This is a genomic window from Immundisolibacter cernigliae, assembly GCF_001697225.1.
Lineage (GTDB): Bacteria > Pseudomonadota > Gammaproteobacteria > Immundisolibacterales > Immundisolibacteraceae > Immundisolibacter > Immundisolibacter cernigliae.
Map to the genome: position 1 here is coordinate 643,779 of NZ_CP014671.1, position 26,581 is coordinate 670,359.

The window sequence follows — 26,581 nt, forward strand, 5'->3', positions numbered from 1 at the left end:
TCAGGCGGCCTGGCCGCGGTAGCGGTAATACGCCGCGCAGGCGCCCTCGGACGACACCATCGGTGCGCCCAGTGGCCGCTGCGGCGTGCAGCGGCTGCCGAATGCCGGGCACAGGTCCGGGCGCAGGCGGCCCTGCAGCACCTCGCCGGCACGGCATTCGCCGGGGTCCGGCGGCGGTGTCTGGACCAGCCCGAAACGCCGCACGGCATCGAAATCGGCATAGCTCGCCCGCAGGCCAAGGCCGCTGTCAGGCAGTTCGCTCAGGCCGCGCCAGTCGCGCGCGACAAACTCGAACACCTCGCCGACCAGCGCCTGCGCGGCCGGGTTGCCCTCGGTGCGGGCGGCGCGCGCGTAGGCGTTTTCCAGCCGCGCCTGACCGGCCTCCAGCTGGCGCAGGCAGTGCAGCACGCCGGTCAGGATGTCCACCGGCTCGAAACCGGTGATCACGATCGGCACCGCGAAACGCTCGACCAGCGGCGCGTATTCGGCCAGTCCCATCACCGTGCAGACGTGACCTGCGGCCAGAAAGCCCTGGATGCGGCAGTCCGGCGCGGCGAGGATGGCGGCCATGGCCGGCGGCACCCGCACCTGCGCGCACAGCAGGCTGAAGTTGGCCAGACCCAGGGCCTGCGCCTGGCGCACCGCGGCGGCGGCGGCGGGCGCCGTGGTCTCGAAACCGACGGCGAAGAACACCACCTCCCGGCCCGGCTCGCGGCCGGCGATGGCGACGGCGTCGAGCGGCGAGTAGACGGCCCGCACGTCGCCACCGGCGGCCCGCGCGGCGAGCAGATCGGTCCGGCTGCCGGGCACGCGCAGCATGTCGCCGAAGGAACACAGCGTCACGCCCGGCCGGCCAGCCAGCGCGATCGCCTGGTCGATGACGCCAACCGGCGTCACGCACACCGGGCAGCCGGGGCCGTGCACCAGCGTGACCTGCGGCGGCAGCAGGCGGTCGATGCCGGCGCGCAGGATGGCGTGCGTCTGCCCGCCGCAGATTTCCATCAGCGTCCACGGTCGGCTGACGGTGCCGGCGATGGCGTCCAGCAGCCGACGCACGGTGGCCGGATCGCGGTAATCGGCGCTGCTCATGCGCCCTCCCCGCCCAGACGCGCGAGTTCGGCCAGCGTCCTTTCAGCGACGGCCGGATCGATCACCGCGATGGCGAGGCCTGCATGCACCAGCACCCAGTCGCCGACCGCCACCTCGGGCGTACAGATCAGCGACACCTCGCGCACCACGCCGCCGAAATCCACCCGCCCGCGGGCGAACAGCCCGCCGCCATCGTGCAGGTCCAGCACCCGGCCCGGTATGGCCAGGCACATCAGGCTGCCGCCCCGGCAGCGGCGCACACCGCCGCCTGGCCGAGCGCGAGCCCGCCGTCGCCGGGCGGCGCCCGCTGCGGCCAGAACACGGCCACACCGGCATCTGCGAGGCGCGCCGCGGTCAGTTCCAGCAGCAGGCGGTTCTGGAAGCAGCCGCCAGCCAGCACCACCCGCTGCGCGCCGATCCGCGTCGCCACGGCGACGATCAGCGCCGCCAGGGCGGCGTGAAAACGCCCGGCGATGAGCGGCACCGGCACGCCACAAGCCCGATCGGCCAGCAGTGCGTCGAGCAGCGGTTGCCAGTCAGCAATCAGGCCGTGCCCCCGATCGCCATCGAACGCCGTCACGTCCAGCTGGACGGCATGCTGGATTCCCGCGTGCGCGGGAATGACGGAGGAATCGGGGTCCACACCGACGAGCGGCAGCGGATACGGCGCCTGCGGCGGCGCTGCCTCGGCCGCGCCTTGCAGCGCCAGCGCCGCCTGAGCCTCGAAACTCATGCGCTGGCACAGCCCGAGCAGCCCCGCCACGGCGTCGAACAGCCGCCCGACGCTGCTGGTCCGTGGCGTGTTGATGCCCCGTTCGAGCGCCGCCAGCAGCGTGCGCCGCTCGGCTGGGTCAAACGCCCGCAGCGGCGGCAGGTCGAATGCGTCCAGATCAGACCCGAAACGCGCGTGAAGCAAGCCCAGCGCCGCTCGCCGCGGCTCGCGCGCGGCCTGCTCGCCGCCCGGCAATGGAAACGGTCGTAGCGAGGCGACTCGGCGAACGCGCAACCGGCTGGCCAGCAGAAACTCGCCGCCCCACAGCGTACCGTCGCTGCCCAGGCCCGCGCCGTCGAAGGCCACGCCCAGCACTTCGCCATCAATGCCGTGCTCGGCCATCACCGCCGCCACGTGGGCATGGTGATGCTGCACGCGCCACACTGGCAGGCCGAAGCCGGCCGCCCGCAGGGAGCTGCCGTAATCCGGATGCGCGTCGCAGGCCAGATGCGCCGGCCGCACGCCGGCCAACTCGGGCAATTCCCGCGCCGCGGCGTCGAAGCCAGCCAGCGCCGCCACGCTGTCCAGATCGCCCAGATGCTGACCGAGCACGATGCGCCCGCCCCCGCCCACCGCCACGGCCGCCTTCAGGTGCCCGCCCAGCGCCAGCACCGCTTCGTTCGCGTCAGGGCAGTCCACGGCCAGCGGCGCATAGCCGCGCGCCAGGCGCAGCACCTGCGGCCGGCCCGCCGCCACCTGCACCAGCGAATCGTCGAGCGCGCGCAGGATCGGCCGGTCGTGGACCAGAAAAACGTCCGCGATGCCGGCCAGGCGCGCCTGCGCCTCGGCGGGCGTCGTACACAGCGGCTCGCCGGCGCGGTTGCCGCTGGTGGCGACCAGCGCAAAGCCCAGCCGGTCCAGCAGCAGCGCGTGCAGCGGCGAGTACGGCACCAGCGCGCCAAGACGCCCCTGACCGGGCGCCACCGAGGGCGCGAGGCCATCGCGCCGCCGCGCCAGCAGCACGATCGGCGCGGCCGGACCGGCGAGCAGCGCCCGTTCGTCCGGCGTCGTCGCGCAGGCCGCCTGCACTGCCTCGCCATCCGCAAACATCACCGCGAACGGCTTGTCCGGCCGCCGCTTGCGGGCCCGCAGGCGTGCCACGGCCGCCTCATCGCGGGCATCCACCAGCAACTGAAAGCCGCCGATGCCCATCAGCGCCACGATGCCGCCGGCGCGCAGGCAGTGCGCAGCGGCGTCCAGCGCCGCCGAGTCGCGCGCCTGCACCCTGCCGGCGGCGTCGTGCAGCGTCAGACGCGGCCCGCAGGCCGGGCAGGCGTTGGCCTGGTGGTGAAAACGCCGGTCGGCCGGGTCGGCGTACTCGGCGGCGCAGGCCGCGCACATCGCAAAACCCGCCATCGCCGTGCGCGATCGGTCGTAGGGCAGCCCGGCGATGATGCTGTAGCGCGGCCCGCAGCGGCTGCAACTGGTGAAGGCATAGTCGAAACGCCGGCCGGCCGGATCGCGGATGTCGGCCAGGCAGTCGGCGCACACAGCCAGGTCCGGCAGCGGCAGCGCCGGGCCTGCGCCGGGCTCGCTGGCCACCACCGCAAAGCCGCTCGCGCCGGCCGCGGCCTGCCAGTCGGTTTCGATCGCATCCACCCGCGCCGGGGCCGGCGCGGCGCGCAGGGCGTCCAGCAGCGCAGCGAGCGCCGCCGGCTCGCCTTCGGCGTCGATTTGCACCCCACGCGGCGTGTTGCGCACCCAGCCGCCAAGACCCAGCGCCGTGGCCAGGCGGTACACGTGCGGCCGAAAGCCCACCCCCTGCACGGCGCCGCTGACGGTGATCCGCGCCCGGCGCACGGCGGTTTGCACGGCCGGGCGCGCCATCACCCCACCTCGACGCTGCGTAGCAGGATGTCCTGTGCCTGCGGGTGCTCGGGGTCGTCCGACACCTCGATGTCCAGGCGCGCGCCCTGGGCCAGGCTGCCGCGGCTGCCGTCCTCGAAATGCTCGCGAAAATGGCTGGCCGAGATGTGGGCCAGCGCACCGATCCACACCGAAACGCCGACCACGCGCGTGGCGCTGTGCTCGCGCGCGACGGCGTCGATCCTGGAAAGCAGGTTGGCGATCAGGGAGTGTTCGTGCATGGCGGGTCCGTCAGATTCGTGGCAAGTTCCTCCACCAGCCCCGCCGCCGCCGCGGCCACCGGGGCACTGAGCCCCTCGCCGAGGCCGAAGTCCGCGCCCTCGATGCCGTAGACAGCGACCCGCGCCGGCAACTGGCCGAGCGCTCGGGCCAGTTCCACTGCTTCGGCCACGCCGAGCAGGTGCGTCGAGCAGCGCAGCAGCGCCGGCGGCAGTGGCTCCCGGGCGGCGTCGAAACGGTGCACGGTGCCGGGCGGCGCACCCGACTGCACGGCGTCGATCAGCAGCGCGGCGTCGATGCCGCCGAGCGCATCGACCAGCTGGAAGCCGTCGTCGCCGAGCACACGCACGTCGAGGCTGTCACCCAGCCGCGCGGCGAGCGCCTGCGCCACCCACACGCCGACGCCATCGTCACGCCGCGCGCCGTTGCCGATGCCCAGCACGCGCTGCCGCACCGCTCAGCGCCGCTCCACGGTCAGCTTCAGGAAATGCGCCGAGCAGGAGATGCACGGGTCGTAGTTGCGGATGGCGGTCTCGCACACGGCGCGCAGTTCCGCGTCTGGCCGGTGCAGGTTCGGCTCCACGTAGTGGCGCAGGTCGGCCTCGATCACGGCCTGGTTGACCGAGGTCGGGGCGACGATCTTGGCGTCCGTGATCAGGCCATCCTCGCCCACCGTGTAGCGGTGATAGAGCACGCCGCGCGGTGCCTCGGTGGCGCCGTAGCCAGTGCCGGCGCGCGGCTCGAAGGCCACCGCCGGCGTGTCGCCGGGAACGTAGCCGTCGATCAGGCGCAGCGCCTCTTCGAGCGCCAGCACCACCTCCACGCCGCGCACCAGGATGCTGCGAAACGGGTTGCGCACCACCGGCGGCAGCCCGGCCGCCTGCGCCGCCGCGCGGGCGCGGGGCGTGAGGCGGTCGTGGTTCAGGGCGTAGCGCGCCAGCGGGCCCAGGTGCACCACGCCGCCAGCGGCGGTGCGGCTGTGCAGGGAGGTGGAGTGCCGGACGTGGTGTTCGGTGAGGTAGTCGTCGTAGCTGGCGACCGGCAGGTCGATGCCGTCGCTCGACACCAGCCGACCGCGGCCCATGGGGTACTCGCTGTCGTGGCGCAGGGCGACGAAGGTGTAGGCGCGCTCGAAGTCCGGGAAATCGAGCGCCGCAAGCGGCAGCAGCGCCTGCTCGGCGGCGTCGAGCGCCCAGGCGAGTTCATCGCGCAGTGGCGCCAGTTCCGCGCGCGTCGGCAAGCGGTAGAAGCCGCCGATGCGCACGTTGATGGGATGGATCTCGCGCCCGCCCAGCAGCGCCACGATGCCGTTGCCGGCCTTTTTGATGCGCAGCGCCGTGCGCACCAGATCGCCGTGTTCCCTGGCCATGCTGACCGCGTCCGGGTAGCCCAGAAAATCCGGCAGGTGCAGCATGAACATGTGCAGCACGTGGCTCTCGATCCACTCGCCGCAGTACAGCAACCGGCGCAGGTCGGCAATCGGCGCCGGCACGCTCAGGCCGCACAGGTCCTCGATCGCGGCGCAGGAACTCATCAGGTACGCCACCGGGCAGATGCCGCAGATGCGCGCGGTGATGTCCGGCGCCTCGCGGCAGTCGCGCCCGCGCAGCAGGGCCTCGAAATAGCGCGGCGGCTCGAAGATGCGCAGCTGGGCGGCGGTCAGCTGCCCGCCGTCGATGGCCAGGTGCAGCGCGCCCTCCCCCTCGACGCGGGCCAGCTGGTTGACCTCGATGGTGCGGGTGGTTTCAGTCATGGCTGTGGGTCATGGCGCTGGGCCTCGTCGCCGAAGGCCGGCGCGGCGGCGTTGAAGGTGCGGTAGAAACGCCCGAGCGCCGCTCGGTCCATGCCAAGCGCCAGCAGCTGCTCGCTCAGCGCCGCCGGATTGGGCGTTTCCTTGGGACCGAAACAGCCGTAGCAGCCGCGATCGTAGGCCGGGCAGATGGCGCCGCAGCCGGCCTGCGTCACCGGCCCCAGGCACGGCGTGCCGTGGGCCACCAGCACGCACGCCGTGCCGCGGGCCTTGCATTCCTCGCACACGCTGGAGGTGGCCACGTTCGGCCGCCGCCCGGCCAGCAGCGCGGCGAGCAGTTCCAGCAGCTGGGCCTTGCTCACCGGGCAGCCGCGCAGTTCGTAGTCGACCTTGACGTGGGCGGCGATCGGCGTCGAGGTGGCCAGGCTGTCGATCCAGTCCGGGCGCGCGTAAACGATCCGCTTCCACTCCTCCACGTCGCGCAGGTTGCGCAGCGCCTGGATGCCGCCGGCGGTGGCGCAGGCGCCGATGGTGACCAGCAGCCGCGACTGCGCACGCACGTCCTGGATGCGCTCGCGATCATGCGCGGTGGTGATCGAGCCTTCCACCAGCGACACGTCGTACGGCCCCGGCAGCATGCGGCTGGAGGCCTCGGGGAACAGGGCGATCTCGACCCCGTCGGCGACCGCCAGCAGCTCGTCCTCGCAATCGAGCAGGCTCAGCTGGCAGCCGTCGCAGGAGGCGAACTTCCACACGGCCAGGCGTGGCTTGGCGGGTGCGTTCATGTCACAGCTCGGCCACGTCGAGCAGGCCCGCCAGACGTGGCCAAGCCAGCACCGGGCCGTCACGGCAGATGAAATGCGGCCCCAGCTGGCAGTGGCCGCAGTAGCCGACCGCGCATTTCATGTTGCGTTCCAGCGACAGGTGAATCGCCGCCGCCGGCACGCCACGGCGCAGCAGCGCCTCGCCGGCGAAGCGCATCATGATCTCCGGGCCGCACACGAAGGCCGTGGTGCGCGCCGGATCGAAACCGGCGCGGGCGATCAGCCGCGTCACCACACCGACCTCGTCGGTCCAGTCGGGCGTGGCGCGGTCCACCGTGACGCGCAGTTCCAGATCACCGCGCGCACGCCAGGCGGCCAGTTGATCCGCGAACAGCACATCGGCCGGGCTGCGCGTGCCGTACAGCAGGCACAGCCGCCCGAACTGCGCACGCCGGGCCAGCGCCCCGAGGATGGCCGGACGCAGCGGCGCCAGACCCAGACCACCGGCGACGATCACCAGATCGCCGCCTTCGGCCTCGGCCAGCGGCCAGGCAGTGCCGTAAGGACCGCGCAGACCGATCACCGTGCCCACCGGCAACGCCGCCATCGGCCGCGTCACGCTGCCCACGGCGCGGATCGTATGCAGCAGGGGCTCGCCGGCCGCAGCGCTGCTGATCGACACCGGCACCTCGCCGATGCCGTAGGCGTACAGCATGTTGAACTGGCCGGGCAGGAACGTGGGGGCGTGCTCACCGAGCGGCTCGACCGTCCAGGTGAACACGTCGGCGCTGTCCTGACGGCGCGCGACGATGCGGTACGGCGCCGGCAGCGTGGGTTCGGCGGGCGCGCTCATCGCTGTCCGGCCGGCGGGGCATACACGTCCAGCACCTGCAGGCGACAGGACTGCACGCGCTCGCTGAGTGTCGACACCAGCACCTTGAGCACGGCGTAACCGACCGTCGGATCGCGCTCCATGAGCGCCCGCAGTGGCTCGGCGGCAAAGGCCAGCGTTCGCGTCGGTGTGGTCGCCAGCGCGTCGAACTGGCAGCGATAAGGCGGCGCGAACCACGACCAGCCGACCGCCTCGTCCGGGCCTATGGTTTCCAGCGTCACCAGGCCCTGCCCCGGCAGGGCGAGCCGGATTTGCACCTGCCCTTCCAGCACCAGGTAGAACGTGTCCGCCGGGGCGTGCTGGCGCAGCAAGAATTCGCCCTGGGCGAAACACCGCTCGCTGGCGCAGGCGGCCAGCTCCCCGCACTGAGCCTCCCCGAGCCCCTGGCAGAAACGCTGGCTCTCGACCCGTTCGCGCAATGTCATGGCGCGCCCTGCGTATCGGTGGCGGCGATGGCGGCGACCTCTTCGGTGATGTCGATGCCGACCGGGCACCAGGTGATGCAGCGCCCGCAGCCGACGCAGCCGCTTTGCCCGAACTGATCGTGCCAGGTGGCCAGCTTGTGGGTGAGCCACTGCCGGTAGCGCGCCTTGACCGAGCCGCGCACGCTGCCGTGACCCAGATGGCTGAACTCGACGTTGAAGCAGGAATCCCAGTGCCGCTCCCGATGCGCCGCGCCGGCCAGATCCGTGACTTCCTGGTTGCTCGAACAAAAGCAGGTCGGACAGGCCAGCGTGCAGTTGGCGCAGGAAAGACACCGCTCGGCCACCTCGTCCCAGCGCGGGTGCTCCAGATTGCGCATGAGCAGCGCCGGCACGGTGGCGGCATCGATCCGGCGCGTTTGTCCCGCGGCGACGCGCTGCGACTGCGCGCCGGCAGCGGCGACGTCATCCGCAGTGGCCGCCCGGCCGGGCAGCCCGGCCAGCAGCTCGCGCCCGACTTCGCTGCCGGCCTCGACCAGGAAGCGGTGGCCGGCGGCGTCGATCAGCTCCGTGAGCGCCAGATCGTGACCACCGCGTACCGCCGGCCCGGTGTCCATCGAGCTGCAAAAGCAGGTGTCGGCCGCCACCGCGCAGTTGACCGCCACCAGCAGCACCGCCTCGCGCCGCGCCGCATAGGCCGGATCGACGTGCTCGCCGCCGGCGAACACGCGATCCTGCACGCCGATGGCCGCCAGCTCGCAGGCGCGCACGCCGATGAAGGCGCGTTTCGGTGCGTCGATCGGTTCCGGCTTGAAATTCAGCCCGCCGTCGTCCAGACGCTGCACTGAAAACAGCGTCTGCCTGGGCGGGAACAGATAGCGCTTCCACGAGTGCGGCCCGACCGCGTAGCCGAACACCGCGCCGTCATCGCGCCGGGAAAGGCGGTAGCTGCCCGGCGCCTGCCGGTCGGTCCAGCCGGCCGGCAGCTCGGCCACCGCATCGATGCGGTCGTAGACGATGGCGCCGTCCCGGTGCACCGGCCCGACGATCTCGTAGCCGCGCCGGGTCAGCGCATCGAACAGCGCCTGCAGTCCGGCGAGGTCGATCAGCTTCACGGTGTGTGGTGCCTCTTGCATGGCTTCGATTGTGACCCGATCCTGGCCCGGGAAGCCGTGACCTCACGCAAGCGGGCGCGGTCGCCGGGCCTGCTCTTCCATGATGCCTGCCGAAAGGTGTCAAATGGGTTTCCGGCCACTCGACCACGAGACCTGCCATGCACCCACTCGCGCAACGCCTGCACGACGATCACCGGCGCCTGACGCAGGTGCTGGGCGTACTGGAGGCCCAGATCGATCGTCTGGCCCGGGCCGAGGATGTCGACTTCGACCTGATGCTCGACGCCATGACCTACATCACCGAGTTCCCCAACCGCCTGCACCACCCGGTCGAGGACGTGCTGTTCGCGCGTCTGGCGGCCAGCGACCCCGGCGCCGCCGACGCCTGCCAGGCGCAGATCGCCGAGCACCAGCGCCTGTTTCACGACAGCGCCGCGTTCTATAACCTGCTCGAGGCGGTGCAGATGGACGATGCGACCTTGATGCGCGACCGCCTGGTGGACGCCGGCCGGGAATTCATCGCCGCGCAGCGGGCGCACTTGCTGCGCGAGGAACGGGAGCTGCTGCCGCGCGCCGAGCAGCAGCTGCGCGACGCCGACTGGGACATCGCCGCAGGTACCGCCAGCGTCGTCAGCGACCCACTCGACGGAACCGCCACGCCGGCGCGTTATCAGGCGCTCTACGAGGCCATCTGCACAGCGCATTAGCGGCCGCCCCAGGCCAGACCTTCGGCGCCAGCCGGCATCCCGAAACACCGGCGGCGGCGCCCCGGTTAGGTCCACCCGAATCAGTCGGCAAGCGCGCCCGCCAACAGATCGAGGTCGACCTGCACGCCGCCCGGAATCGTCGGCCCCAGACTGCCGGCGAACTCCTGCACGTGCGGCTTGCCGTAGGCGCCGTCCAGCAGGCGGTAGACGGTGACCAGCCGGTCGCCCGGGTGCACCAGCCAGTACTCGGCCACGCCGTGGCGTTCGTACAGGTCGCGCTTTAGCAGCTGGTCGTGGCTGGCGGTACTCGGCGACAGCACCTCGATGACCCAGTCCGGCGCGCCGCGGGCGCCACGCTCGTCCAGCCGGCCGCGGTCGCAGAACACGGCGATGTCCGGCTGCACCACGGTATCGATGGCCTCGTCGGCCTCGTTGCCGCGCGGCAGGCGCACGTCGAAGGGGGCGACGTAGGCCTGGCATGGGTGGCCCTGCAGAGCATTTGCGATTTGGCTGAACAGCTCGCCGACGATCGCCTGGTGCTGCCGCATGGACACCGGTGACATCGCGTAGGCACGCCCGTCGATCAGCTCGTAACGCAGCTCGTCCGGCCAGCTCAGGTACTCGCCGTAGGTATGCAGGTGTTGATCGCGCAGGGGCAGTCCCATGAGCAGGTCTCCGGAATCGCGGCCGGCTGCATGGTAGCAGCCGCACAGGCCGCCGATCGGGACATTCGGCCGGCCGGGCGGCAGGCACCGGGCAAGCGCGGCACATTGGCATAATGCCCGGCCAGCCACGCCACGCACGCAGGGAGCCGATTCATGAAAGCACGCGCCGCCATCGCCTGGGCCGCCGGCCGGCCGCTGGAAATCGACGAGGTCGAAGTGGCCGGACCCAAGGCCGGCGAGGTGCTGGTGCGCATGGTGGCGACCGGTGTGTGCCACACCGACGCCTACACCCTGTCCGGCCGCGACCCGGAGGGCGTGTTCCCGGCCATCCTGGGGCATGAGGGCGGCGGCATCGTCGAGGACATCGGCCCCGGCGTCACCACGCTCAAGCCCGGCGATCATGTCATTCCGCTCTACACGCCCGAGTGCGGGCAGTGCAAGTTCTGCACCTCGGGCAAGACCAACCTGTGCCAGGCCATCCGCGCCACGCAGGGCAGGGGCCTGATGCCGGACGGCACGTCGCGCTTCACCGCCCGCGGCAAGACCGTCTTCCATTACATGGGCACCTCCACTTTCAGCGAATACACGGTGCTGCCAGAAATCGCCGTGGCCAGGATCAACCCCGCCGCGCCACTGGACAAGGTGTGCCTGCTCGGCTGCGGCATCACCACCGGCATCGGCGCGGTGCTCAACACCGCCAAGGTGCAGCCCGGATCGACCGTGGCGGTGTTCGGTCTGGGCGCGATCGGTCTTAGCGCCGTGCAGGGCGCGGTGATGGCCGGCGCTGCACGCATCATCGGCATCGATCTGAACCCCGCCAAGTTCGAGCTGGCGCGGCAGCTGGGCGCCACCGACTGCGTGAACCCGGCCGAGCACGCGGCGCCGGTCCAGGAGGTGATCGTGGAGATGACCGACGGCGGCGTCGATTATTCCTTCGAGTGCATCGGCAACGTGGAGGTGATGCGCGCGGCGCTGGAGTGCTGCCACAAGGGCTGGGGCGAGTCGACCATCATCGGCGTGGCCGGCGGCGGCGAGGAAATCCGCACCCGGCCGTTCCAGCTGGTCACCGGCCGGGTGTGGCGCGGCAGCGCATTCGGCGGCGTCAAGGGGCGCTCGCAGCTGCCCGGCTACGTGGACCGCTATCTGGCCGGGCAGATTCACGTGGACGAGTTCGTCACCCACACCCTGCCGCTGGAGCAGATCAACCACGCCTTCGAGCTGATGCATGCCGGCCAGAGCATCCGCAGCGTGATCCTGTTCTAGGCCGGCCCGACATGGCATTCGAACTGCCGGCGGCGGTCGGCTGGCTGGTCCTTAGCCTGCACACGGGCCTTAGCCTGCTGTGCGCCTGGCACGCCCTGCTGACCAAACGCGAGCCGCGCTCGGCGCTGGCCTGGATCGGCGTCACCCTGCTGCTGCCGCTGGGCGGGCCGCTGCTGTACCTGGCCTTCGGCGTGAATCGCATCCGCACCCGGGGACTGCACGGGCGCCCTGCGCTGCCGCTGGAGTTCGGCTACGAACAGGCGGAGGATGCCGAGCCGGCGCCTCCCGATGTCCCGGCCGGCGCGGGCGGACCGGGCGGTCCGATTGCCCGCGCCTCCGGTCGCATCAGCCACCGCCCCTGCCTGCCCGGCAACACGGCCGAACTGCTGCACAACGGCGAGCAGGCCTACCCGGCCATGATCGAGGCAATCCGCTCGGCCGAGCGCTACATCTACCTGTCGACCTATATCTTCGGCGCCCGCGGCGCGGCGCGCGACCTGATCGACGCGCTCAAGGCCGCCCAGCGGCGCGGCGTGACGGTGTGCGTGCTGATCGATGGCCTTGGCCAGTGGTACACGGCGGCGCGGGCACGGCCGCTGCTCAAGGAAGCCGGCGTACGGGTGGCCGAATTCCTGCCGCTGCGCCTGTGGCCGCCCAGCCTGCACGTGAACATGCGCAATCACCGCAAGGTGCTGGTGGTCGATGGCGAAGTCGCCTTCACCGGCGGCATGAACATCGCCGACTACCACTGCGTGGCCGGCGGCGGCCGCAACCGGGTGATCGACCTGCACCTGCGCCTGCGCGGGCCGGTGGTCGGCCAGATGGAAACCGTGTTCGCCGAGGACTGGCACTTCGCCACCGGCCAGGCGCTGCCGGAACCGGCGCCCGCCGGCAGCAGCCCGGGCAGCGCGTCCTGCCGGGTGATCACCGACGGCCCCAACGAGGACCTGGACCGCCTGGCGCTGGTGCTGCTGGTGGCCGCGTCGGCGGCGCAACGGCGCATCAGCATCATGACGCCCTACTTCCTGCCATCGCGCGAGCTGCTGGGCGCCCTGCAGGCGGCGGCCCTGCGCGGCGTGCAGGTGTCGGTGCTGCTGCCGGGCAAGAACAACCTGCCCTACGTGCACTGGGCCACGCGCAACATGCTGTGGGAGCTGCTGCAGCACGGCGTCGAAGTGCGCTACCAGCCGCCGCCGTTCGTGCACAGCAAGCTGCTGCTGATCGACGAGGACTACGCACAGCTCGGTTCGGCGAATCTGGACCCGCGCAGCCTGCGCCTGAACTTCGAGCTCAACGTCGAGCTGTACGACCCGGCCTTGAACACCCTGCTGGCGGATCATTTCGCGACCGCATGGGAGCGTTCGCGCCCGGTGACGCTGACCGAAATCAGCCAGCGCCGCCTTGCCGTGCGCACTCGGGATGCGCTGTGTTGGCTGTTCTCGCCGTATTTGTGAGGCCGGGCCGGGCGTACGCCACCGGCGCCGGTTGATACCAGCCGCCCGGCGGCTGCCTCAGCGATCCCGTCGCCGGCAGTGCCGTTGTCCCGGATCGACTCGTAGCCGCTCACCGACCAGGCCGTTACCGAACACCGGATTGCGGCCCGGCGTAACAAGATCGGTACCGCGGCGACCAGCGCGGCGACCGCCTGCTGGCAGCGACCTGGCCGGCATAGAGCGGCGGCGCGATGGCGGCAAAGCGCCGATTGGCGCGCAAGGTTTCTGGTTCTTGCCAAGCGCTGGGTCGTCGAGCGGACTCATGCCTGGAACGAACGGGCACGTCGCTTGGTGATGCATCGTGACCGCCTCGCCGGCGTATCCGAAGCTTGGCTCTGGCTGACCGAAGCACGTATGCTTCGGAGACGCCTGACTGCCTGACTTTCGTAAGCACCCTCTGAGTCTTGCGGACCCCCTGAACTTGGCTTAGGGCCGCATCCAGGCCAGCAGGGCGATGTCGTCCGATTGCTCCGCGCCGGCCGCAAAGGCGTGTATGCCATCTGCAACCGATGCCACCAGGTGCTGCGGCAACTGGCTGGTACAGCCGGTCAGCAACTGTGCCAGCCGGGTATCGCCAAAGGCCGTGCCGGCGCGGTCGAAGGCCTCGGTGACCCCGTCCGAGTACGCCAGCAGGCGGGCTTGCGGTGGCACGTCAACGGTTTCCACCCGAATTCCGTAGCCCGGCATCACGCCCAGCGGCAGGCTGGGCGAGACACCAAGCGCCTGGACCGAACCGGGCGTGCACAGGTACGGGGCCGGATGCCCGGCGCAGGCGTAGCTCAGGCGGTCGGCGTGCAGGTCCGCAATGCCCAGGAACAGGGTGACGAACTGCGCGCTGTCGTTGGCCTCGGCCAATGCCTCGTTGGTTTCGGCCAGGATCGCGGCCACGGCCTGTGCGGGATCCTGGCCGGCACGCCAGTGTTGGCGGGCGGTTGCACGCAACAGGCTGACGGTGCGGGCCATGCACAGGGCCGCTTCCGCGCCCTTGCCGGACACGTCGCCAAGCGCCAGCAGGTAATGACCGTCACTCAGCGGGAAGTGGTCGATCAGGTCGCCGCCGATTTCCCGCGCCGGCTTGAGCCGGGCCGCCACGCACAGCGGGCCATGCGGGCCCGGTTCCGGTTGGTCGGGCGGCACCATCGACAGCTGCAGACGGCGGGCGGCCAGCAGGTCGCGCTGCGTGCGCTCCAGCTGTGCCGCCATCAGGTCGCGTAGCTGCTTGCGCTCCAGGGTCGCCCGCACACGGGCTTCCAGCAGCGGGGCATTGATGGGTTTGGTCAGGTAGTCCTGCGCCCCCAGTTCGATACAGCGAATCACGCCGGCCATTTCATCCGCCGCCGATACCATGAGCACCGGCAGTTCGGGCAGCTGACCTTCGGCGCGCAGGGTGGTGAGCACGCCGTAGCCGTCGAGCACCGGCATCATCAGGTCCAGCAGCACCAGGTCGTAGGCGTGCGCGCGCAGGTGCTCGAGGGCTGCCTCGCCGTTGTCGACGCAGTCCACCCGCTCCAGGCCCATGCGTCGCAGGCGGCGCGCAAGCAGATCGCAATTGAGCGGGTTGTCGTCCACCACCAGCACGCGCTGCGTGCTTGGCAGCGTCTCGCCGCTGGGAGGGATCATGTCGCGCCTAGCCGGCCGGGCTGAAGCGCAGTCGGTTCCAGGCGCCGACGCGCGCGTAACTGAGCTGGCGCGTGAACTTGCGAACGAGGTCGATGCCCAGGCCGCCGATGCGCACCTCGGAAAGCTCGGTGAGGGCCAGCGGCGCGGCCTGTTCCAGGGGATTGAACTCCGGCCCCGCGTCCCACAGGGTGATCTCTACCGTGTCGGCAGCAGGCGCGGCATCCACCACGATCGATGCCGGCCCGGCCGCCGGGTAGGCGTAATCGATGATGTTGGTCACCAGCTCGCACAGGCACAGATCCAGCGCGTGGGCGCTGCGCGGGGTCAGTTGATAGGTGTCCGCCACACGTGCGCACCAGGCGGACAGATTCGCAAGCGCCGAGTAATCGCCGTTCAACACGCAGCGCTCGGCGCCGGGCGGTTGCGGCGGCAGCTCGGGCGACTGTGACACGCGACGCGTCCCGAGTCGGGTCAGCTGTCGTTCAGCAAGGCCGCACAGGCCTCATCGAGGGTGGCAAAAACGTTGATGATCTGCTCCACACCGGTCGCATCCAGTACGGCGCGCACATCCTCCCGGGGCGCTGCCAGCACCATTCTGCCGCCCCGCCGCTGCAGGGTGCGCGCGTTGGCGAAAAACAGTCGCAAACCGACCGAAGCCAAAAAGTCGACCTGTGACAGGTCGACTACAACCGGGGCTTTGCGCGTGGCGGTCGCGGCCGTGAAGGGCATCGCAATATCCTCGACCCCAAGGGCATCCATGCGCCCGACCAGGCTTATCTGGACAAGGTCATCGCTTCGATCGGCGACAGCCATTTTCATACGTGATCCTCCGCTGCTGCACCGCAAGTGGCGCTCGGTTCAGTCTAGCAGTGTACGTGCGGGCTCACGACACTGCGATGGCAAGACCGGCCTCGGGCTTGCGGTTGGCTCGTGGCGGCGCGAACGGCGTCCTTGCGTGCGGGTCGGAAGATCGGAGCGTGGCGCCGGCGTTTCCCGCAGCGGCGGTCGTCGGGAAATCCCCGATGGTTTGATTCAGCGCGTCCCCTGGTCCAGGCACAAGCTATCGACCGCGGCGCCGATGTCGTCGGCCAGCCGGCCACCGGTGGCCAGACGCATTTCGTCCCCCGGCCGGTACTTGCCGGTGCGCACCAGGATGCCGCCAAGGCCGGCGGCGAGCGCGCCGTTGACGTCGGCCTCCACGTCATCGCCGATCATGACTGCCTGTGCCGGGGTGCAAGCGAGCGGGCGCAGCGCCGCTGCGAACAGGGCCGGTGCCGGCTTGCCCAGCAGTTCCGCGCTGACCCCGGCCGCATATTCCAGTGCCGCGACGAAGGGCCCGGCGTCCAGCGACAGTCCGTCCGCTTCCTTGAAATAGCGGTTGCGACCCAGCGCCAGCAGCGGCGCGCCGGCCTGCAGCAGTCGAAACGCCTGATTGAGGCCGGCATAGCTGAAATGATCGCCGGCATCGCCCACCACCACGGCGTTCGGTTGGTCCACTTCGATCCCGGCGAAGTCCGGGGCAAGGCCGGGATGGATCAGCAGCAGCGGGCGCAGGCCGCGTTCGAGCAGCACCGTGCGCGCAGCGCTGGCCGGAGTCAGCAGCTCGTCGGTGGCCACATCCAGGCCCAGGCGCGCCAGTTCCAGCAGCAGCGCGGCGCGACTCTGACGCGTGGTGTTGGTGACGAAACGCAGCGCCAAGCCGCTGGCGCGCAGCCGGGCCAGGGCATCCTGCGCGCCGGGCAGCAGGCGCGTGCCCTCGTAGAACACGCCGCCCAGGTCCAGCAGTACGGTATGCAGCTTCATCACGCAGGCCTCCGGCCAGCCGGGCTGGCGGCGCGGGTTCCGCCCGCTGCGGCCTCCTTCTTCCCGGCTCGATTCTAGTGGTGGTGACCGGTCGTGTGTGGCGCCGGCGGCGGCCCATCCGGATGGACATGGCCGACATGGGGCAAGGCGCCGAGCACCGTCCACAGGCCGAAGCCCACCAGCAGGGCGCCGCTCAGGCGCCGCCCACGGCTGCCGCGCAGGTGGCGCAGCAGCCCGGCTGCGGTACCGCCGGCCAGCAGGATCGCCGGCAACGTGCCAAGGCCGAAGCCGGCCATGACCAGGGCGCCGTTGTCGGGGCTGCCGCTGGCCAGCGCCAGGGCCAGCATGCTGTACACCAGGCCGCACGGCAGCCAGCCCCACAGCGCGCCGACCGTCAGCGCCGCCAGCGGTCCGCGCGGCGGCAGCAGGCCGCCGAGGGCCGGCGTCAGGCGCGTCCACAGCCGGGCACCCAGGGCTTCGATCCGCAGCAGGCCGCGCCAGCGCAGGGCGAGCGTCAGGCCCACCGCCACCAGCAGCGCGCCGAACACGATCCGCAGGGCCAGCCCCAGCCGCAGCAGGTCCAGGCCCCGGCCGAGCAGCGCGCCGCCGCCGCCGGCCAGCGCGCCGGCCAAGCCGTAGCTCAGCACTCGGCCGGTGCTCAGCAGCAGGGCAGTCAGCGGCGCCGGTCCGCGGCCGGCGCCGGCCAGCGCGGCGCTGATGCCGCCGCACATGGCCAGGCAATGGCCGCTGCCGGCCAGGCCCGCCAGCAGCGCCGCGGCGAAACCGAGTTCAGGGCCGGGGCTGATCATCGTTCGGTGGCTCGGATCGGGGTGGCTGCGTCTCGTCGTCGTGCAGGATGCGCCACGCCGGGCTGTCGAGGTCATCGAACTGGCCGCTGCGCATGGCCCAGAAGAACACCGCCACGGCGATGCCCACCAGCAGCAGGGTGACCGGGACCAGGAAGAACAGGCTTTCCATCGGGCGCGGCTAGGCGAGCCGGGGCTCGGCCTGTGCGAGTGTGTTTGCGCGCGGTAAGCGCAGCAGGCGCAGGCTGTTGCCGACCACCAGCGCCGAACTTGCGGACATGCCCAGCGCCGCCAGCCAGGGCGGCACCAGGCCGGCGGCCGCCAGCGGGATGGCGAGCAGGTTGTAGACCGCCGCCCAGGCGAGGTTCTGGCGCACCACGGCCAGCGTGCGCCGGGCGGTGTCGATGCCGTCCAGCAGTGGTGCCAGACGCTCGCCCAGCAGCAGCAGATCGGCTTGCGAGTGCGCCAGCGCGGCGCCGCTGGCCAGCGCCACCGACACGTCCGCGCCGGCCAGTATCGGCGCGTCGTTGACACCGTCGCCGACCATCAGCACCACCTCGCCGCGCTGCTGGCGGGCGCGGATGGCGGCCAGTTTCTGCTGCGGCGTCTGGCGCGCCTGCCAGTCGCGCACGCCAAGGCGCCCGGCCACGGCCGCCACGGCGGGCGCGGCATCGCCGCTCGAAATGGCCGGCGCCAGCCCGCGCCGGGCGAGCGCAGCCAGTGTGTCGGCCGCGTCGGTGCGCAGCGGATCGCTGAGCAGGAACAGCGCCACCAGCCGCTGGCCATCGCCCAGGCCCACCCAACTGCCGGCGCCGTGCTCGCGTTCCACCGCGGCGACGGCGGCCGCCTGTTCCGAGCCGCCGGCAAGCTCGGGCGTGCCCAGGCACCAGCTCTGGCCGTCCACCTGGCCACGCACGCCGCCGGCCGTCACCGGCTCCACCTGCGCGGCGGTGAGCCCGCCGGCGTGGGGCAGAAAGGCGCGCGCGTAGGGATGGCTCGAACCGACTTCCAGCGCCGCGGCGACGGCCAGGTGCTGCTCGATCGGCGTGCCGTCCAGGCTGCGGCTGGCGGCGATTTGCGGCCGGCCGGCGGTGAGTGTGCCGGTCTTGTCGAGCAGCACGCTGCGCACGCGCGTCAGGTTTTCGAGCGCCGCGCCGCGGGTGACCAGCAAGCCGCGCCGCGCCAGGCCGGCGGCGGCGGCGGCGAAGGCCGTGGGCGTGGCCAGCGCCAGCGCGCAGGGGCAGGACACCACCAGTACCGCCAGCGTGTTGGCCAGCCAGCGGGTCGGTTCGACCTGCCACCAGTACAGGCCGGTCGCCGCAGCCGCCAGCAAAACCAGCCCGATGAAGCCGCTCGCCAGGCGGTCGGCGAGCAGCGCCAGCGGCGGCCGGTCGGCCTGTGCGCGCTGCAGCAGGCGGGCGATCTGCGACACCTGCGTGGCAGCGCCGACGCGCTGCAGTTCCAGCGTCACCGGCGGGCCGAGGTTGACGCTGCCGCCGATCAGCGCCTCGCCGGTCGTGCGCCGCCGCGGCTCGGCCTCGCCGGTCAGCAGTGCCTCATCGACCTGCGTGGCGCCGTCGAGCAGCACCCCGTCGGCCGGGATCACCTCGCCGCTGCCGACCAGCACCCGGTCGCCTGCCGTCAGCTCGCTCACCGCCACCCGCGTGGGGCCATCGGCGCCCAGGCGCAGCACGCTGGCCGGCAGCATGGCCGCCAGTGCCTCGCCGACGCTGCGCACGCGGCCGCGGGCGTCGGCCTCGAACCAGCGGCTCACCGACAGGAAGAACACGAACATGACCACCGAGTCGAAGTACACCTCGGCGCCGCCCGTCAGGGTGATCCACACGCTGGCGCCGCCGGCCAGGGTGAGCGCAATCGCCACCGGCAGGTCCATGCCCGGCCGGCCGTGGCGCAGGCCGCGCCAGGCGCCCAGAAAGAACGGCGTGCCGGCATACAGCAGCACCGGCAGCGCCACCAGCATGCTGATCAGGCGCAGGAAGTCGCGCATGGCCGGCTCCAGCGTGTCGCCGGCCAGGTAAAACGCAAACGCGAAGCTCGACACCTGCATCATGCCAAGGCCGGCCACCACCAGCCGCTTGAGCGCGCTGTGGCGCTCGCGCGTCGCGGCGGCGCGGGCGTCGGCGGCGATGGGGTGCGGCCGGTAGCCGAGTGCGGCCAGCGTCCCCAGCAGTTCGGACAATTTGACCTCGGCCGGGCGCCAGGCGAGCTGCACGCGGCCGGTGGCGGGACTCACGCGCACTTCGATGAGGCCCGGCAGGCGCGTGAGCTGGCTTTCGATCAGCCAGGCGCAGGCGGCGCAGCGCAGGCCTTCGACCACGAAGCCGGCCTCGGCGTGCTCGGCCGAGACCTGATGCACGAAGGCGGCCTGCGCCTGCGGGCGGTCGAAGGCGGTCCATGCGTCGGCAGCAGCGGGCTCGGCGGGGCGCAGCGCCGGGGCGGTGCGAAAGCGGTAGTAGTCGGCATGGCCGCTGCTCAGGATCAGCTGCGCCACGGCCCGGCAGCCAGGGCAGCACACCGGTCGCGGCGCGCCATCGACGGTGACGGTCAAATCCAGGCCCGGCGGCACCGGCTCGCTGCAGTGAAAGCAGGCGAGGCTCACCGCGGCGCCAGTTGCAGCTCGCCGGCGCTTGCCGGCAGCTCGCCGCGCAGGCGCCAGCCCTGATCCGGCGACGCGATTTCCACGTGATGGCGGATCGCATCGAGCCGGCCCAGATTGCCGGTGTAGCGGTCATCGGCTCCGGGAGTGAGGCGGATTTGCCGGTCGCCGGTGGCATCGGTCGGGTGAATGAGCCTCAGTTCGACGGCCTGCGCCGGTACGCCGCGGATGCTCAGTTGCACCGTACCGCTGGGGCATCGACCCGCAGCGTGGCCGTAATACCCAGCGCGCCGGCCCGCCGGTCGCGTGACTGGTCGAGGTCGAAGGCGCGGCCGATGCGGGCGTAATCATCGACCACCAGCGAATCCGCATTGCGCACGGCAATCACCACCGTCAGCAGGCCACCGATGACGGCCGCGACGGGCGGCGTCGCCACCAGCCAGAACCAGCGGTTGCGGTACCAGGGTGTCGGCTCGGTCGCGCCGGCCACCGCGCGCTCAGTCATCGTCCACCGGCCCCAGGAAGCGCACCTCGTGCTGGGCCGATACGCCGCTGGCACCGGTCACCGTCAGGGTGAGCGTGCTTGCCCGCCGGTGGATGGCGTCCTCGGGCACGCGGATGCGGGTCGGCACCCCGGCCACGCCGCCGGGCGGCAGTTCGAATTCGGGCGGGTCGGTCTCGATCACCACCCCCGGCAGGCCGGTGACGGTCGCCCGGTAGCGCTCGCTGTTGGCGGATTTGTTGACCACCTTGAGCGTGTAGACGTTCTCGATCTGGTCGTCGCCGACCTCCCGGTACAGCCGGCCGCGGTCGGCGATCAGGTCCACGTTCAGCGGCGTGCGTAGCGCCACGGCAGTGCCAAGACCCACCAGCAGCGCAGTCAGCAGCAGCCCGTAGATGACGATGCGCGGACGCAGCACGTGCGTCTTGCCGCCCTCGATGGCCGCTTCGGTCGCATAGCGGATCAGGCCGCGCGGGTAGCCGACGCGGTCCATGACCGAATCGCAGGCGTCGATGCAGGCGGCGCAGCCGATGCATTCGTATTGCAGGCCATCGCGGATGTCGATGCCGGTCGGGCAGACCTGCACGCACAGCGTGCAGTCCACGCAGTCGCCCAGGCCGCGCTGGCGCGGATCGACGCCACGCGGCCGGCCGCCGCGTGGCTCGCCGCGCCTCTCGTCGTAGGTGATGATCAGCGTGTCCTTGTCGAACATGGCGCTCTGGAAGCGCGCGTAGGGACACATGTAGATGCACACGTTCTCGCGCAGGAAGCCGGCGTTGCCGTAGGTGGCGAAGCCGTAGAACAGGCCCCAGAACAGCTCCCAGCCGCCCAGGTTGAGCTGGGTCAGTTCCTGCCACAGCTCGGTGCGCGGGGTGAAGAAGCTGACGAAGGTAAAGCCGGTGAACAGGGAAAAGGCGATCCACAGCGTCTGCTTGGCGGTCTTGCGCAGGACCTTCTCGGTCGTCCACGGACCCTTGTCGAGCTTCATGCGCCGGGCGCGGTCGCCCTCCACCCAGCGCTCCATCCACAGGAAGGTCTCCGTCCACACGGTCTGCGGGCAGGCGTAGCCGCACCACAGGCGGCCGGCCATGGCAGTAAAAAAGAACAGCGTCAGCGCGGCGCAGATCAGCAGCAGGGTCAGGAAAAAGAAATCCTGCGGCAGGAACAGCAGACCGAAGACGTGGAACTGGCGTGCCGGCAGGTCGAACAGCACCGCCTGGCGGCCGTCCCAGGACAGCCACGGTATGCCATAGAACAGCCCCAGCAGGACCAGCACGGCGAGTTTTCGCAGACGCTGGAAGCGACCGCCGATCTCGCGCGGGTAGGCCTTGGGGCGGGAGGCGTAGAACGCATCCGCGGCGGCGGGTTCAGGCATGCGGCGATTTGACCTTCTGTTTGGGCGGTTCGAGCAGCACCACGGTGATGAGGCTCGACAGGGCCGTCACCGCCCAGAACATGAAAAAGCCGACCGTGTAGCCGACTTCGCGGCTGATCTGCCAGTCCGGAAAGCTCGCCAGGCGCAGGCCCTCCGGATCGACATTGGCGAAAAATGCCGCGGTGGCGATCGCCGCGGTCAGGAACGACGGCCACAGCACGGCGCCCAGCCGGTGCAGCCAGCCGTGCGGGCGCAGGTGCTCGGCGTCGACGACGAAGTTCTGGTCAGGGCTGTTCATGCGACAGGCCATAGACGTAGGCCGCCAGTACGTGGATGCGCTCGGCGCCGAGCAGGTCTTTCTGGGCCGGCATCACGCCCTGGCGACCGTCGCGGATGCTGGTCTGGATGATCTGCTCGCTGCCGCCGTACAGCCAGTAATCGTCCGTCAGATCCGGCGCGCCGAGCATGGGATTGCCCTTGCCCGCGGGCCCATGGCAGGCGATGCAGAAGGTCTGGTATTTCTCCTGGCCGGCCGCGACCTGTGCCGGGTCGCCCGCGTGACCGCCGAGGCTGCGCACATAGGTGGCGACGGCCTTCACCCCGTCCTCGCCCAGCGCCGCACCCCAGGCCATCATCATCCCGGTGCGGCCCTGCGTGATGGTCTGCTCGATCTGCTCGGGCGCGCCGCCCCAGTGCCAGATGGTGTCGGCCAGGTTCGGAAAGCCGCGGCTGCCGTGGCCGTCGGCGCCGTGGCAGACCGCGCAGTTGGTGACGAACAAGCGCCGGCCGGTGGCCATGGCGGCCGGGTCCTTGGCCAATTCGGGAATGGGCAGGGCGGCATATTTGGCAAACAGCGGCGCCACGTCGCGCTCGACCGCCTCGACTTCGGCCTCGTAGGCACCGACCTGGGTCCAGCCGAGCAGGCCCTTGAAGTTGCCAAGGCCCGGGTAGAGCAGCAGATAGCCCAGCGCGAACACGATGGTGATGTAGAACAGACCCAGCCACCAGCGCGGCATGGGGTTGTTGTATTCCTTCAGGCCGTCCCACTCGTGACCGGTGGTGTCGGAGGCGGCGGCCTCGCCAGGGCGTTTTTTCGCCGTCCAGCGGATCAGCCACACGCAGGCCAGGATGTTGGCCAGCGACAGCACGGTGACATACCAGCTCCAGGCGCTGCTCATCGCAAATCCTCCTTGCGCAGCGGTTTGTCGTCATCCTGCAGTGGCAGGCGCGCCATGGCGTCGAAGGCATCGCGCGGCCGGGTATACAGCCACAGCGCGCCGGCGACGAACAGCACCAGCACCAGTCCCGTGAACAGGCCCCAGGCCACAGCGGCACTCATCGGCCTGCTCCGGGTGGCAGCGCCTTGCCCAGGCCCTGCAGGTAGACGATCAGGGCGTCGAGTTCGGTCTTGCCGGCGACGGCAGCCGGCGCGCCCTGGACGTCGGCGTCGGTGTAGGGATCGCCCAGGCGTTTGAGCGCCCGCATGTGGCGCTGCACGGCGGCGCCGTCCACAGCTTTCTTTTCCAGCCAGGCAAAGGCCGGCATGTTCGACTCGGGCACCACGTCGCGCGGGTTCAGCAGGTGTACGCGGTGCCAGTCGTCGCTGTAGCGGCCGCCGACCCGCGCCAGATCCGGCCCGGTGCGCTTGCTGCCCCACTGGAACGGGCGGTCGTAGACGAACTCGCCGGCCACCGAATAGTGGCCGTAGCGCTCGGTCTCGGCCCGAAACGGCCGGATCATCTGCGTGTGGCACAGGTAGCAGCCCTCGCGCACGTACACGTCGCGCCCGGCCAGGGCCAGCGGCGGGTAGGGCGTGACGCCCTGGATCGGCTGCGTGACCTTGGCGCTGAACATCAGCGGCACGATCTGCACCAGCCCGCCGATGCTGATGACGACGGCGATCAGCACCGCCAGCAGGCCGACGTTCTTTTCGACGACTTCGTGGTTCATCGGTGGCTCCTCAGGCGGCAGCGGTGGCGGGCTGGCCGGCCAATGCCGGTGGCCGCACCGTGCGCCACAGGTTGTAGACCATGATGAACATGCCCGACAGCACCATCGCGCCGCCCATGAAGCGCACCAGGTAGTACGGTTTGGTGGCCGCCAGCGCCTCGACGAAGCTGTAGGTGAGCGTGCCGTCGGCGTTGACCGCCCGCCACATCAGGCCCTGCATCACCCCGGCGATCCACATGGCGGCCACGTACAGCACCACGCCGATGGTGGCCACCCAGAAGTGCCACTCGACCAGGCGCGTGCTGTACACCCGCTCCTTGCCGAACAGCTTGGGGATCAGCGCGTACATGGCGCCCAGCGAGATGAAGGCAACCCAGCCGATGCCGCCCGAGTGCACATGGCCGATGGTCCAGTCGGTGTTGTGTGACAGGGCGTTGACGGTCTTGATCGACATCATCGGCCCCTCGAAGGTCGACATGCCGTAGAACGAGATGGCCACGATCATGAAGCGCAGGATGGGGTCGGTGCGCAGCTTGTCCCAGGCGCCGGACAGGGTCATGACGCCGTTGATCATGCCGCCCCAGGACGGCGCCAGCAGGATCAGCGAGAACGCCATGCCCAGCGACTGCGCCCACTCCGGCAGTGCGGAATAGTGCAGGTGGTGCGGGCCGGCCCACATGTAGGTGGAGATCAGCGCCCAGAAATGCACCACCGACAGCCGGTACGAGTACACCGGCCGCTGCGCCTGCTTGGGCACGAAGTAATACATCATCCCCAGAAAGCCGGCAGTCAGGAAAAAGCCCACTGCGTTGTGGCCGTACCACCACTGCACCATGGCATCCACGGCTCCGCTGTAGATGGGGTAGGACTTGGTCAGCCCGGCCGGGATTTCCAGGCTGTTGATCACGTGCAGCACGGCGATGGTCAGGATGTAGGCGCCGTAGAACCAGTTGGCGACGTAGATGTGGCGGATGCGCCGGCGCGCGATGGTGGCGAAGAACACCACCGCGTAAGTCACCCACACCAGCGTGATCAGGATGTCGATCGGCCACTCCAGCTCGGCGTATTCCTTGCCGGACGTCATGCCCAGCGGCAGCGTCACGGCGGCCGCCACGATCACCGCCTGCCAGCCCCAGAAGGTGAATGCCGCCAGGCGCTCGAACGCCAGTCGCACGCCACAGGTGCGCTGCACCACGTAGTAACTGGTGGCAAACAGCGCCGAGCCGCCGAAGGCGAAGATCACCGCGTTGGTGTGCAGCGGGCGCAGCCGGCCATAGCTGAGGTAAGGCAGACCCATGTTGAGGTCCGGCCAGATCAGCTCGGCGGCGATGATCACCCCCACCAGCATGCCGACCACGCCCCACACCACCGTCATCACGGCGAATTGCCGCACGACCGTGTCGTTGTATTCGACTGCGCCGCCTGCGCCTGCCTGCATGGCCTCACCTGTGTAGTTCGAATCGGACGCGGGCCAGTGTGCTGCGCCGCAAAAGACAGGCGTTGATCGAAATCAGATAGCCGCAGCGTGAACGCTCGTTCTGCCAGGGAAGCGGTGCCCCAGAACGTCGCCCGACCCTGCCGCGAGCGGCGCGTCAGCGCCACGCGTGCTGCGCTACGCTGTGCTACCCACGACCCACCGATCGACGAGCACCCTGCATGGACGATTTTTTGCCGCCGGATACCCGCGAGCTGCGCGAGGCCTTTGTGCAGTTCATGCAGCGCGAGATCTTGCCGGCGTTGCCGGCCTTCGAGGCCGCCGGCGAATTCCCGCGTGCGTTGGTGCAAAAAACCGGCGAGGCGGGCTGGTTCGGCGTGGTGTTCCCGCCGCAGCTCGGTGGAACCGACCTCGGCTTTCTGGCGATGGCCGTACTGGCCGAGGAAATGGCGCGTCTGAATCCAGGCTTCGCGCTGTGCCACAACCAGCAGGCCATGACCTGCCCGTACACGGTATTTGCCGGTGGCACGGATGAGCAGTGCCAGCGGTTCATTCCGGACCTGATCGGCGGGCGCGCCATCGGCCTGTGGTCGCTGACCGAGTCAGGTGGGGGCTCCGATGCCGCCGGCAACCTCAAAACCTTTGCCGAGCGACGCGGTGACCGTTACCTGCTGAACGGTCGCAAGATGTTTGCAACACTCGCCGACCAGACCGACACCGGCGTGCTGTTTGCCCGTACCGACCGCGACGCTGGCCACCACGGCATCACCGCCTTTGTGGTCGAGCCGCGTAAATATGCCGGCTACCTCGCGCAGCCGATCGATTTCGTCGGATTGTCCGGGATGACCCGTTCATGCGAGGTGGTGCTGGAGAACTTCGAGGTGCCGGTCGACAATCGCATCGGTGCCGAGGGGGACGGCTTTCGCCTGGCCATGCACGCCATTCAGGCCGGGCGGGTGTCAGTGGCGGCGCGCGCGGTCGGCATTGCCCGCGCCTGTCTGGAAGAAGCGATCCAGTATGTCCAACAGCGATCGATCCGCGGCCGGCCGCTGGCGAGTTACCAGATGACGCAGGCGGCGCTTGCCGACGCGCTGGTCAGCGTCGAGGCGGCGCGCCTGATGACCTGGCAGGCCGCCACGCTGATGGACCAGGATCGCCCGGCCAACCGGATCGCCGCCCAGGCCAAGCTGGCGGCTTCGTTCGCTCTGAAACAGGCGGCCGCCAGCGCGCAGGAACTTTTCGGTGGCTATGGCCTGGCCAGCGAGTACCGCATCGCCCGCCTGGCCAGCTATGCGCACGTGTTCCTGGTCGGGGAAGGCGCGCCAGCGGTACAGCGCATCCTGATCGCGGAGGACGCGCTTGGCATCAAGGACGCCGAGCGGCATCGGACCCGGTACCGCCGCCCGCGCGGTTGAGCGATGGTCGCTGCGCGCCAGAGTCCCCGGCATGGCCCGCT

General features: G+C 70.6%; 30 protein-coding genes and 1 pseudogene. 5 read left to right on the forward strand and 26 right to left on the reverse strand.

Features of this window, described 5'->3' with window-relative positions; translation table 11 throughout:
- From hypD to PG2T_RS03090, 10 genes are read right to left on the reverse strand one after another with little or no spacing between them, the layout of a single operon-like run.
- Window positions 1-1,089, reverse strand: a complete 1,089-nt coding sequence (hypD, locus tag PG2T_RS03045) for a hydrogenase formation protein HypD (protein ID WP_068802773.1) — start codon at window positions 1,087-1,089, stop codon at window positions 1-3.
- Entirely contained in the window at window positions 1,086-1,322 is a 237-nt protein-coding gene (locus tag PG2T_RS03050; protein ID WP_068807641.1) for a HypC/HybG/HupF family hydrogenase formation chaperone, read from the reverse strand. The genes hypD and PG2T_RS03050 overlap by 4 nt, the downstream gene beginning before the upstream one ends.
- On the reverse strand, window positions 1,322-3,688 hold the full coding sequence (gene hypF, locus PG2T_RS03055; RefSeq protein WP_068802774.1) for a carbamoyltransferase HypF: 2,367 nt from the start codon (window positions 3,686-3,688) through the stop codon (window positions 1,322-1,324). Before hypF ends, PG2T_RS03050 begins: the two co-directional genes overlap by 1 nt.
- A complete protein-coding gene (locus tag PG2T_RS03060) occupies window positions 3,688-3,948 on the reverse strand; it encodes a hydrogenase maturation nickel metallochaperone HypA (RefSeq protein WP_068802775.1) in 261 nt (86 codons plus the stop codon). The genes hypF and PG2T_RS03060 overlap by 1 nt, the downstream gene beginning before the upstream one ends.
- A complete protein-coding gene (locus tag PG2T_RS03065) occupies window positions 3,930-4,400 on the reverse strand; it encodes a hydrogenase maturation protease (protein ID WP_083214723.1) in 471 nt (156 codons plus the stop codon). The genes PG2T_RS03060 and PG2T_RS03065 overlap by 19 nt, the downstream gene beginning before the upstream one ends.
- 3 nt (window positions 4,401-4,403) lie before the next feature.
- Complete coding sequence (locus PG2T_RS03070) at window positions 4,404-5,699, reverse strand: Ni/Fe hydrogenase subunit alpha (RefSeq protein WP_068802776.1); 1,296 nt, start codon at window positions 5,697-5,699, stop codon at window positions 4,404-4,406.
- Window positions 5,696-6,481, reverse strand: coding sequence for an NADH-quinone oxidoreductase subunit B family protein (locus PG2T_RS03075; protein ID WP_068802777.1), 786 nt, complete (start codon window positions 6,479-6,481; stop codon window positions 5,696-5,698). Before PG2T_RS03075 ends, PG2T_RS03070 begins: the two co-directional genes overlap by 4 nt.
- 1 nt (window position 6,482) lies before the next feature.
- Window positions 6,483-7,313, reverse strand: coding sequence for an FAD/NAD(P)-binding protein (locus PG2T_RS03080; protein WP_068802778.1), 831 nt, complete (start codon window positions 7,311-7,313; stop codon window positions 6,483-6,485).
- On the reverse strand, window positions 7,310-7,777 hold the full coding sequence (locus PG2T_RS03085; protein ID WP_068802779.1) for a cyclic nucleotide-binding domain-containing protein: 468 nt from the start codon (window positions 7,775-7,777) through the stop codon (window positions 7,310-7,312). Before PG2T_RS03085 ends, PG2T_RS03080 begins: the two co-directional genes overlap by 4 nt.
- Window positions 7,774-8,889 (reverse strand): 4Fe-4S dicluster domain-containing protein, encoded by a 1,116-nt coding sequence (locus PG2T_RS03090; RefSeq protein WP_068807647.1) that lies wholly within the window; start codon window positions 8,887-8,889, stop codon window positions 7,774-7,776. The genes PG2T_RS03085 and PG2T_RS03090 overlap by 4 nt, the downstream gene beginning before the upstream one ends.
- Before the next feature lie 158 nt (window positions 8,890-9,047).
- On the opposite strand from PG2T_RS03090, the gene PG2T_RS03095 reads away from it, so the two are divergent.
- Window positions 9,048-9,596: a hemerythrin domain-containing protein gene (locus PG2T_RS03095; protein ID WP_068802780.1), complete on the forward strand. Its 549-nt coding sequence runs from the start codon at window positions 9,048-9,050 to the stop codon at window positions 9,594-9,596.
- 80 nt (window positions 9,597-9,676) lie between these two features.
- Here the strand turns inward: PG2T_RS03095 and PG2T_RS03100 are convergent, their stop codons facing one another.
- The gene (locus tag PG2T_RS03100) at window positions 9,677-10,261 is read right to left on the reverse strand and encodes a Uma2 family endonuclease (RefSeq protein WP_068802781.1); all 585 of its coding nucleotides are present in this window, start codon (window positions 10,259-10,261) and stop codon (window positions 9,677-9,679) included.
- 153 nt (window positions 10,262-10,414) lie between these two features.
- Between PG2T_RS03100 and PG2T_RS03105 the strand changes: the two genes are divergently transcribed.
- From PG2T_RS03105 to PG2T_RS16875, 3 genes and pseudogenes are all read left to right on the forward strand, one after another.
- A complete protein-coding gene (locus PG2T_RS03105; protein ID WP_068802782.1) occupies window positions 10,415-11,524 on the forward strand; it encodes an S-(hydroxymethyl)glutathione dehydrogenase/class III alcohol dehydrogenase in 1,110 nt (369 codons plus the stop codon).
- 11 nt (window positions 11,525-11,535) lie between these two features.
- Window positions 11,536-12,978 carry a phospholipase D-like domain-containing protein gene (locus PG2T_RS03110; protein WP_068802783.1) on the forward strand — a complete coding sequence of 481 codons (1,443 nt, stop codon included), beginning with the start codon at window positions 11,536-11,538 and terminating at the stop codon, window positions 12,976-12,978.
- Window positions 12,979-13,239: 261 nt separating this feature from the next.
- Window positions 13,240-13,398, forward strand: a pseudogene (locus PG2T_RS16875) (IS5/IS1182 family transposase); the annotation flags it as partial.
- Window positions 13,399-13,443: 45 nt separating this feature from the next.
- Here PG2T_RS16875 and PG2T_RS03115 read toward each other — a convergent pair.
- From PG2T_RS03115 to ccoN, 15 genes are all read right to left on the reverse strand, one after another.
- The gene (locus PG2T_RS03115; protein ID WP_068802784.1) at window positions 13,444-14,637 is read right to left on the reverse strand and encodes a PP2C family protein-serine/threonine phosphatase; all 1,194 of its coding nucleotides are present in this window, start codon (window positions 14,635-14,637) and stop codon (window positions 13,444-13,446) included.
- 7 nt (window positions 14,638-14,644) lie between these two features.
- Window positions 14,645-15,088: an ATP-binding protein gene (locus PG2T_RS03120; protein ID WP_068802785.1), complete on the reverse strand. Its 444-nt coding sequence runs from the start codon at window positions 15,086-15,088 to the stop codon at window positions 14,645-14,647.
- Window positions 15,089-15,108: 20 nt separating this feature from the next.
- Entirely contained in the window at window positions 15,109-15,456 is a 348-nt protein-coding gene (locus tag PG2T_RS03125) for an STAS domain-containing protein (protein WP_068802786.1), read from the reverse strand.
- 213 nt (window positions 15,457-15,669) lie between these two features.
- Window positions 15,670-16,440, reverse strand: coding sequence for a TIGR01458 family HAD-type hydrolase (locus PG2T_RS03130; protein ID WP_068802787.1), 771 nt, complete (start codon window positions 16,438-16,440; stop codon window positions 15,670-15,672).
- Window positions 16,441-16,514: 74 nt separating this feature from the next.
- Window positions 16,515-17,249 (reverse strand): sulfite exporter TauE/SafE family protein, encoded by a 735-nt coding sequence (locus PG2T_RS03135; protein ID WP_068802788.1) that lies wholly within the window; start codon window positions 17,247-17,249, stop codon window positions 16,515-16,517.
- On the reverse strand, window positions 17,230-17,418 hold the full coding sequence (gene ccoS, locus PG2T_RS03140) for a cbb3-type cytochrome oxidase assembly protein CcoS (protein ID WP_068802789.1): 189 nt from the start codon (window positions 17,416-17,418) through the stop codon (window positions 17,230-17,232). The genes PG2T_RS03135 and ccoS overlap by 20 nt, the downstream gene beginning before the upstream one ends.
- 9 nt (window positions 17,419-17,427) lie before the next feature.
- Complete coding sequence (locus tag PG2T_RS03145) at window positions 17,428-19,866, reverse strand: heavy metal translocating P-type ATPase (protein WP_068802790.1); 2,439 nt, start codon at window positions 19,864-19,866, stop codon at window positions 17,428-17,430.
- Entirely contained in the window at window positions 19,863-20,105 is a 243-nt protein-coding gene (locus PG2T_RS16780; protein ID WP_068802791.1) for a FixH family protein, read from the reverse strand. Before PG2T_RS16780 ends, PG2T_RS03145 begins: the two co-directional genes overlap by 4 nt.
- Window positions 20,096-20,368 carry a FixH family protein gene (locus PG2T_RS16785; protein ID WP_068802792.1) on the reverse strand — a complete coding sequence of 91 codons (273 nt, stop codon included), beginning with the start codon at window positions 20,366-20,368 and terminating at the stop codon, window positions 20,096-20,098. Before PG2T_RS16785 ends, PG2T_RS16780 begins: the two co-directional genes overlap by 10 nt.
- Window positions 20,361-21,740, reverse strand: a complete 1,380-nt coding sequence (gene ccoG, locus PG2T_RS03160) for a cytochrome c oxidase accessory protein CcoG (RefSeq protein WP_068802793.1) — start codon at window positions 21,738-21,740, stop codon at window positions 20,361-20,363. Before ccoG ends, PG2T_RS16785 begins: the two co-directional genes overlap by 8 nt.
- Complete coding sequence (locus PG2T_RS03165; RefSeq protein WP_202816404.1) at window positions 21,733-22,038, reverse strand: hypothetical protein; 306 nt, start codon at window positions 22,036-22,038, stop codon at window positions 21,733-21,735. The genes ccoG and PG2T_RS03165 overlap by 8 nt, the downstream gene beginning before the upstream one ends.
- Window positions 22,025-22,918: a cytochrome-c oxidase, cbb3-type subunit III gene (gene ccoP, locus PG2T_RS03170; RefSeq protein ID WP_068802794.1), complete on the reverse strand. Its 894-nt coding sequence runs from the start codon at window positions 22,916-22,918 to the stop codon at window positions 22,025-22,027. Before ccoP ends, PG2T_RS03165 begins: the two co-directional genes overlap by 14 nt.
- Complete coding sequence (locus PG2T_RS15970; RefSeq protein WP_202816405.1) at window positions 22,915-23,079, reverse strand: hypothetical protein; 165 nt, start codon at window positions 23,077-23,079, stop codon at window positions 22,915-22,917. Before PG2T_RS15970 ends, ccoP begins: the two co-directional genes overlap by 4 nt.
- On the reverse strand, window positions 23,076-23,690 hold the full coding sequence (ccoO, locus tag PG2T_RS03175) for a cytochrome-c oxidase, cbb3-type subunit II (protein ID WP_068802795.1): 615 nt from the start codon (window positions 23,688-23,690) through the stop codon (window positions 23,076-23,078). The genes PG2T_RS15970 and ccoO overlap by 4 nt, the downstream gene beginning before the upstream one ends.
- 10 nt (window positions 23,691-23,700) lie before the next feature.
- Window positions 23,701-25,128, reverse strand: coding sequence for a cytochrome-c oxidase, cbb3-type subunit I (ccoN, locus tag PG2T_RS03180; RefSeq protein WP_068802796.1), 1,428 nt, complete (start codon window positions 25,126-25,128; stop codon window positions 23,701-23,703).
- Window positions 25,129-25,346: 218 nt separating this feature from the next.
- Here ccoN and PG2T_RS03185 point away from each other — a divergent pair, with 218 nt between their 5' ends.
- The gene (locus tag PG2T_RS03185; protein WP_068802797.1) at window positions 25,347-26,540 is read left to right on the forward strand and encodes an acyl-CoA dehydrogenase family protein; all 1,194 of its coding nucleotides are present in this window, start codon (window positions 25,347-25,349) and stop codon (window positions 26,538-26,540) included.
- Window positions 26,541-26,581: the final 41 nt, after the last annotated feature.

Coding starts and splice junctions, on each gene's coding strand:
- PG2T_RS03070 (WP_068802776.1), bottom strand. CDS start 5,699: ATGACTGAAACCACCCGCACCATCGAGGTCAACCAGCTGGCCCGCGTC.
- PG2T_RS03060 (WP_068802775.1), bottom strand. CDS start 3,948: ATGCACGAACACTCCCTGATCGCCAACCTGCTTTCCAGGATCGACGCC.
- ccoN (WP_068802796.1), bottom strand. CDS start 25,128: ATGCAGGCAGGCGCAGGCGGCGCAGTCGAATACAACGACACGGTCGTG.
- ccoO (WP_068802795.1), bottom strand. CDS start 23,690: ATGAACCACGAAGTCGTCGAAAAGAACGTCGGCCTGCTGGCGGTGCTG.
- PG2T_RS03100 (WP_068802781.1), bottom strand. CDS start 10,261: ATGGGACTGCCCCTGCGCGATCAACACCTGCATACCTACGGCGAGTAC.
- PG2T_RS03130 (WP_068802787.1), bottom strand. CDS start 16,440: ATGAAGCTGCATACCGTACTGCTGGACCTGGGCGGCGTGTTCTACGAG.
- hypF (WP_068802774.1), bottom strand. CDS start 3,688: ATGGCGCGCCCGGCCGTGCAAACCGCCGTGCGCCGGGCGCGGATCACC.
- PG2T_RS03165 (WP_202816404.1), bottom strand. CDS start 22,038: ATGAACAGCCCTGACCAGAACTTCGTCGTCGACGCCGAGCACCTGCGC.
- ccoG (WP_068802793.1), bottom strand. CDS start 21,740: ATGCCTGAACCCGCCGCCGCGGATGCGTTCTACGCCTCCCGCCCCAAG.
- PG2T_RS03125 (WP_068802786.1), bottom strand. CDS start 15,456: ATGAAAATGGCTGTCGCCGATCGAAGCGATGACCTTGTCCAGATAAGC.
- PG2T_RS03095 (WP_068802780.1), top strand. CDS start 9,048: ATGCACCCACTCGCGCAACGCCTGCACGACGATCACCGGCGCCTGACG.
- PG2T_RS03115 (WP_068802784.1), bottom strand. CDS start 14,637: ATGATCCCTCCCAGCGGCGAGACGCTGCCAAGCACGCAGCGCGTGCTG.
- PG2T_RS03110 (WP_068802783.1), top strand. CDS start 11,536: ATGGCATTCGAACTGCCGGCGGCGGTCGGCTGGCTGGTCCTTAGCCTG.
- PG2T_RS15970 (WP_202816405.1), bottom strand. CDS start 23,079: ATGAGTGCCGCTGTGGCCTGGGGCCTGTTCACGGGACTGGTGCTGGTG.
- PG2T_RS03085 (WP_068802779.1), bottom strand. CDS start 7,777: ATGACATTGCGCGAACGGGTCGAGAGCCAGCGTTTCTGCCAGGGGCTC.
- PG2T_RS03050 (WP_068807641.1), bottom strand. CDS start 1,322: ATGTGCCTGGCCATACCGGGCCGGGTGCTGGACCTGCACGATGGCGGC.
- PG2T_RS03105 (WP_068802782.1), top strand. CDS start 10,415: ATGAAAGCACGCGCCGCCATCGCCTGGGCCGCCGGCCGGCCGCTGGAA.
- PG2T_RS16785 (WP_068802792.1), bottom strand. CDS start 20,368: ATGACTGAGCGCGCGGTGGCCGGCGCGACCGAGCCGACACCCTGGTAC.
- PG2T_RS03080 (WP_068802778.1), bottom strand. CDS start 7,313: ATGAGCGCGCCCGCCGAACCCACGCTGCCGGCGCCGTACCGCATCGTC.
- PG2T_RS03185 (WP_068802797.1), top strand. CDS start 25,347: ATGGACGATTTTTTGCCGCCGGATACCCGCGAGCTGCGCGAGGCCTTT.
- ccoP (WP_068802794.1), bottom strand. CDS start 22,918: ATGAGCAGCGCCTGGAGCTGGTATGTCACCGTGCTGTCGCTGGCCAAC.
- PG2T_RS03135 (WP_068802788.1), bottom strand. CDS start 17,249: ATGATCAGCCCCGGCCCTGAACTCGGTTTCGCCGCGGCGCTGCTGGCG.
- PG2T_RS03075 (WP_068802777.1), bottom strand. CDS start 6,481: ATGAACGCACCCGCCAAGCCACGCCTGGCCGTGTGGAAGTTCGCCTCC.
- hypD (WP_068802773.1), bottom strand. CDS start 1,089: ATGAGCAGCGCCGATTACCGCGATCCGGCCACCGTGCGTCGGCTGCTG.
- ccoS (WP_068802789.1), bottom strand. CDS start 17,418: ATGGAAAGCCTGTTCTTCCTGGTCCCGGTCACCCTGCTGCTGGTGGGC.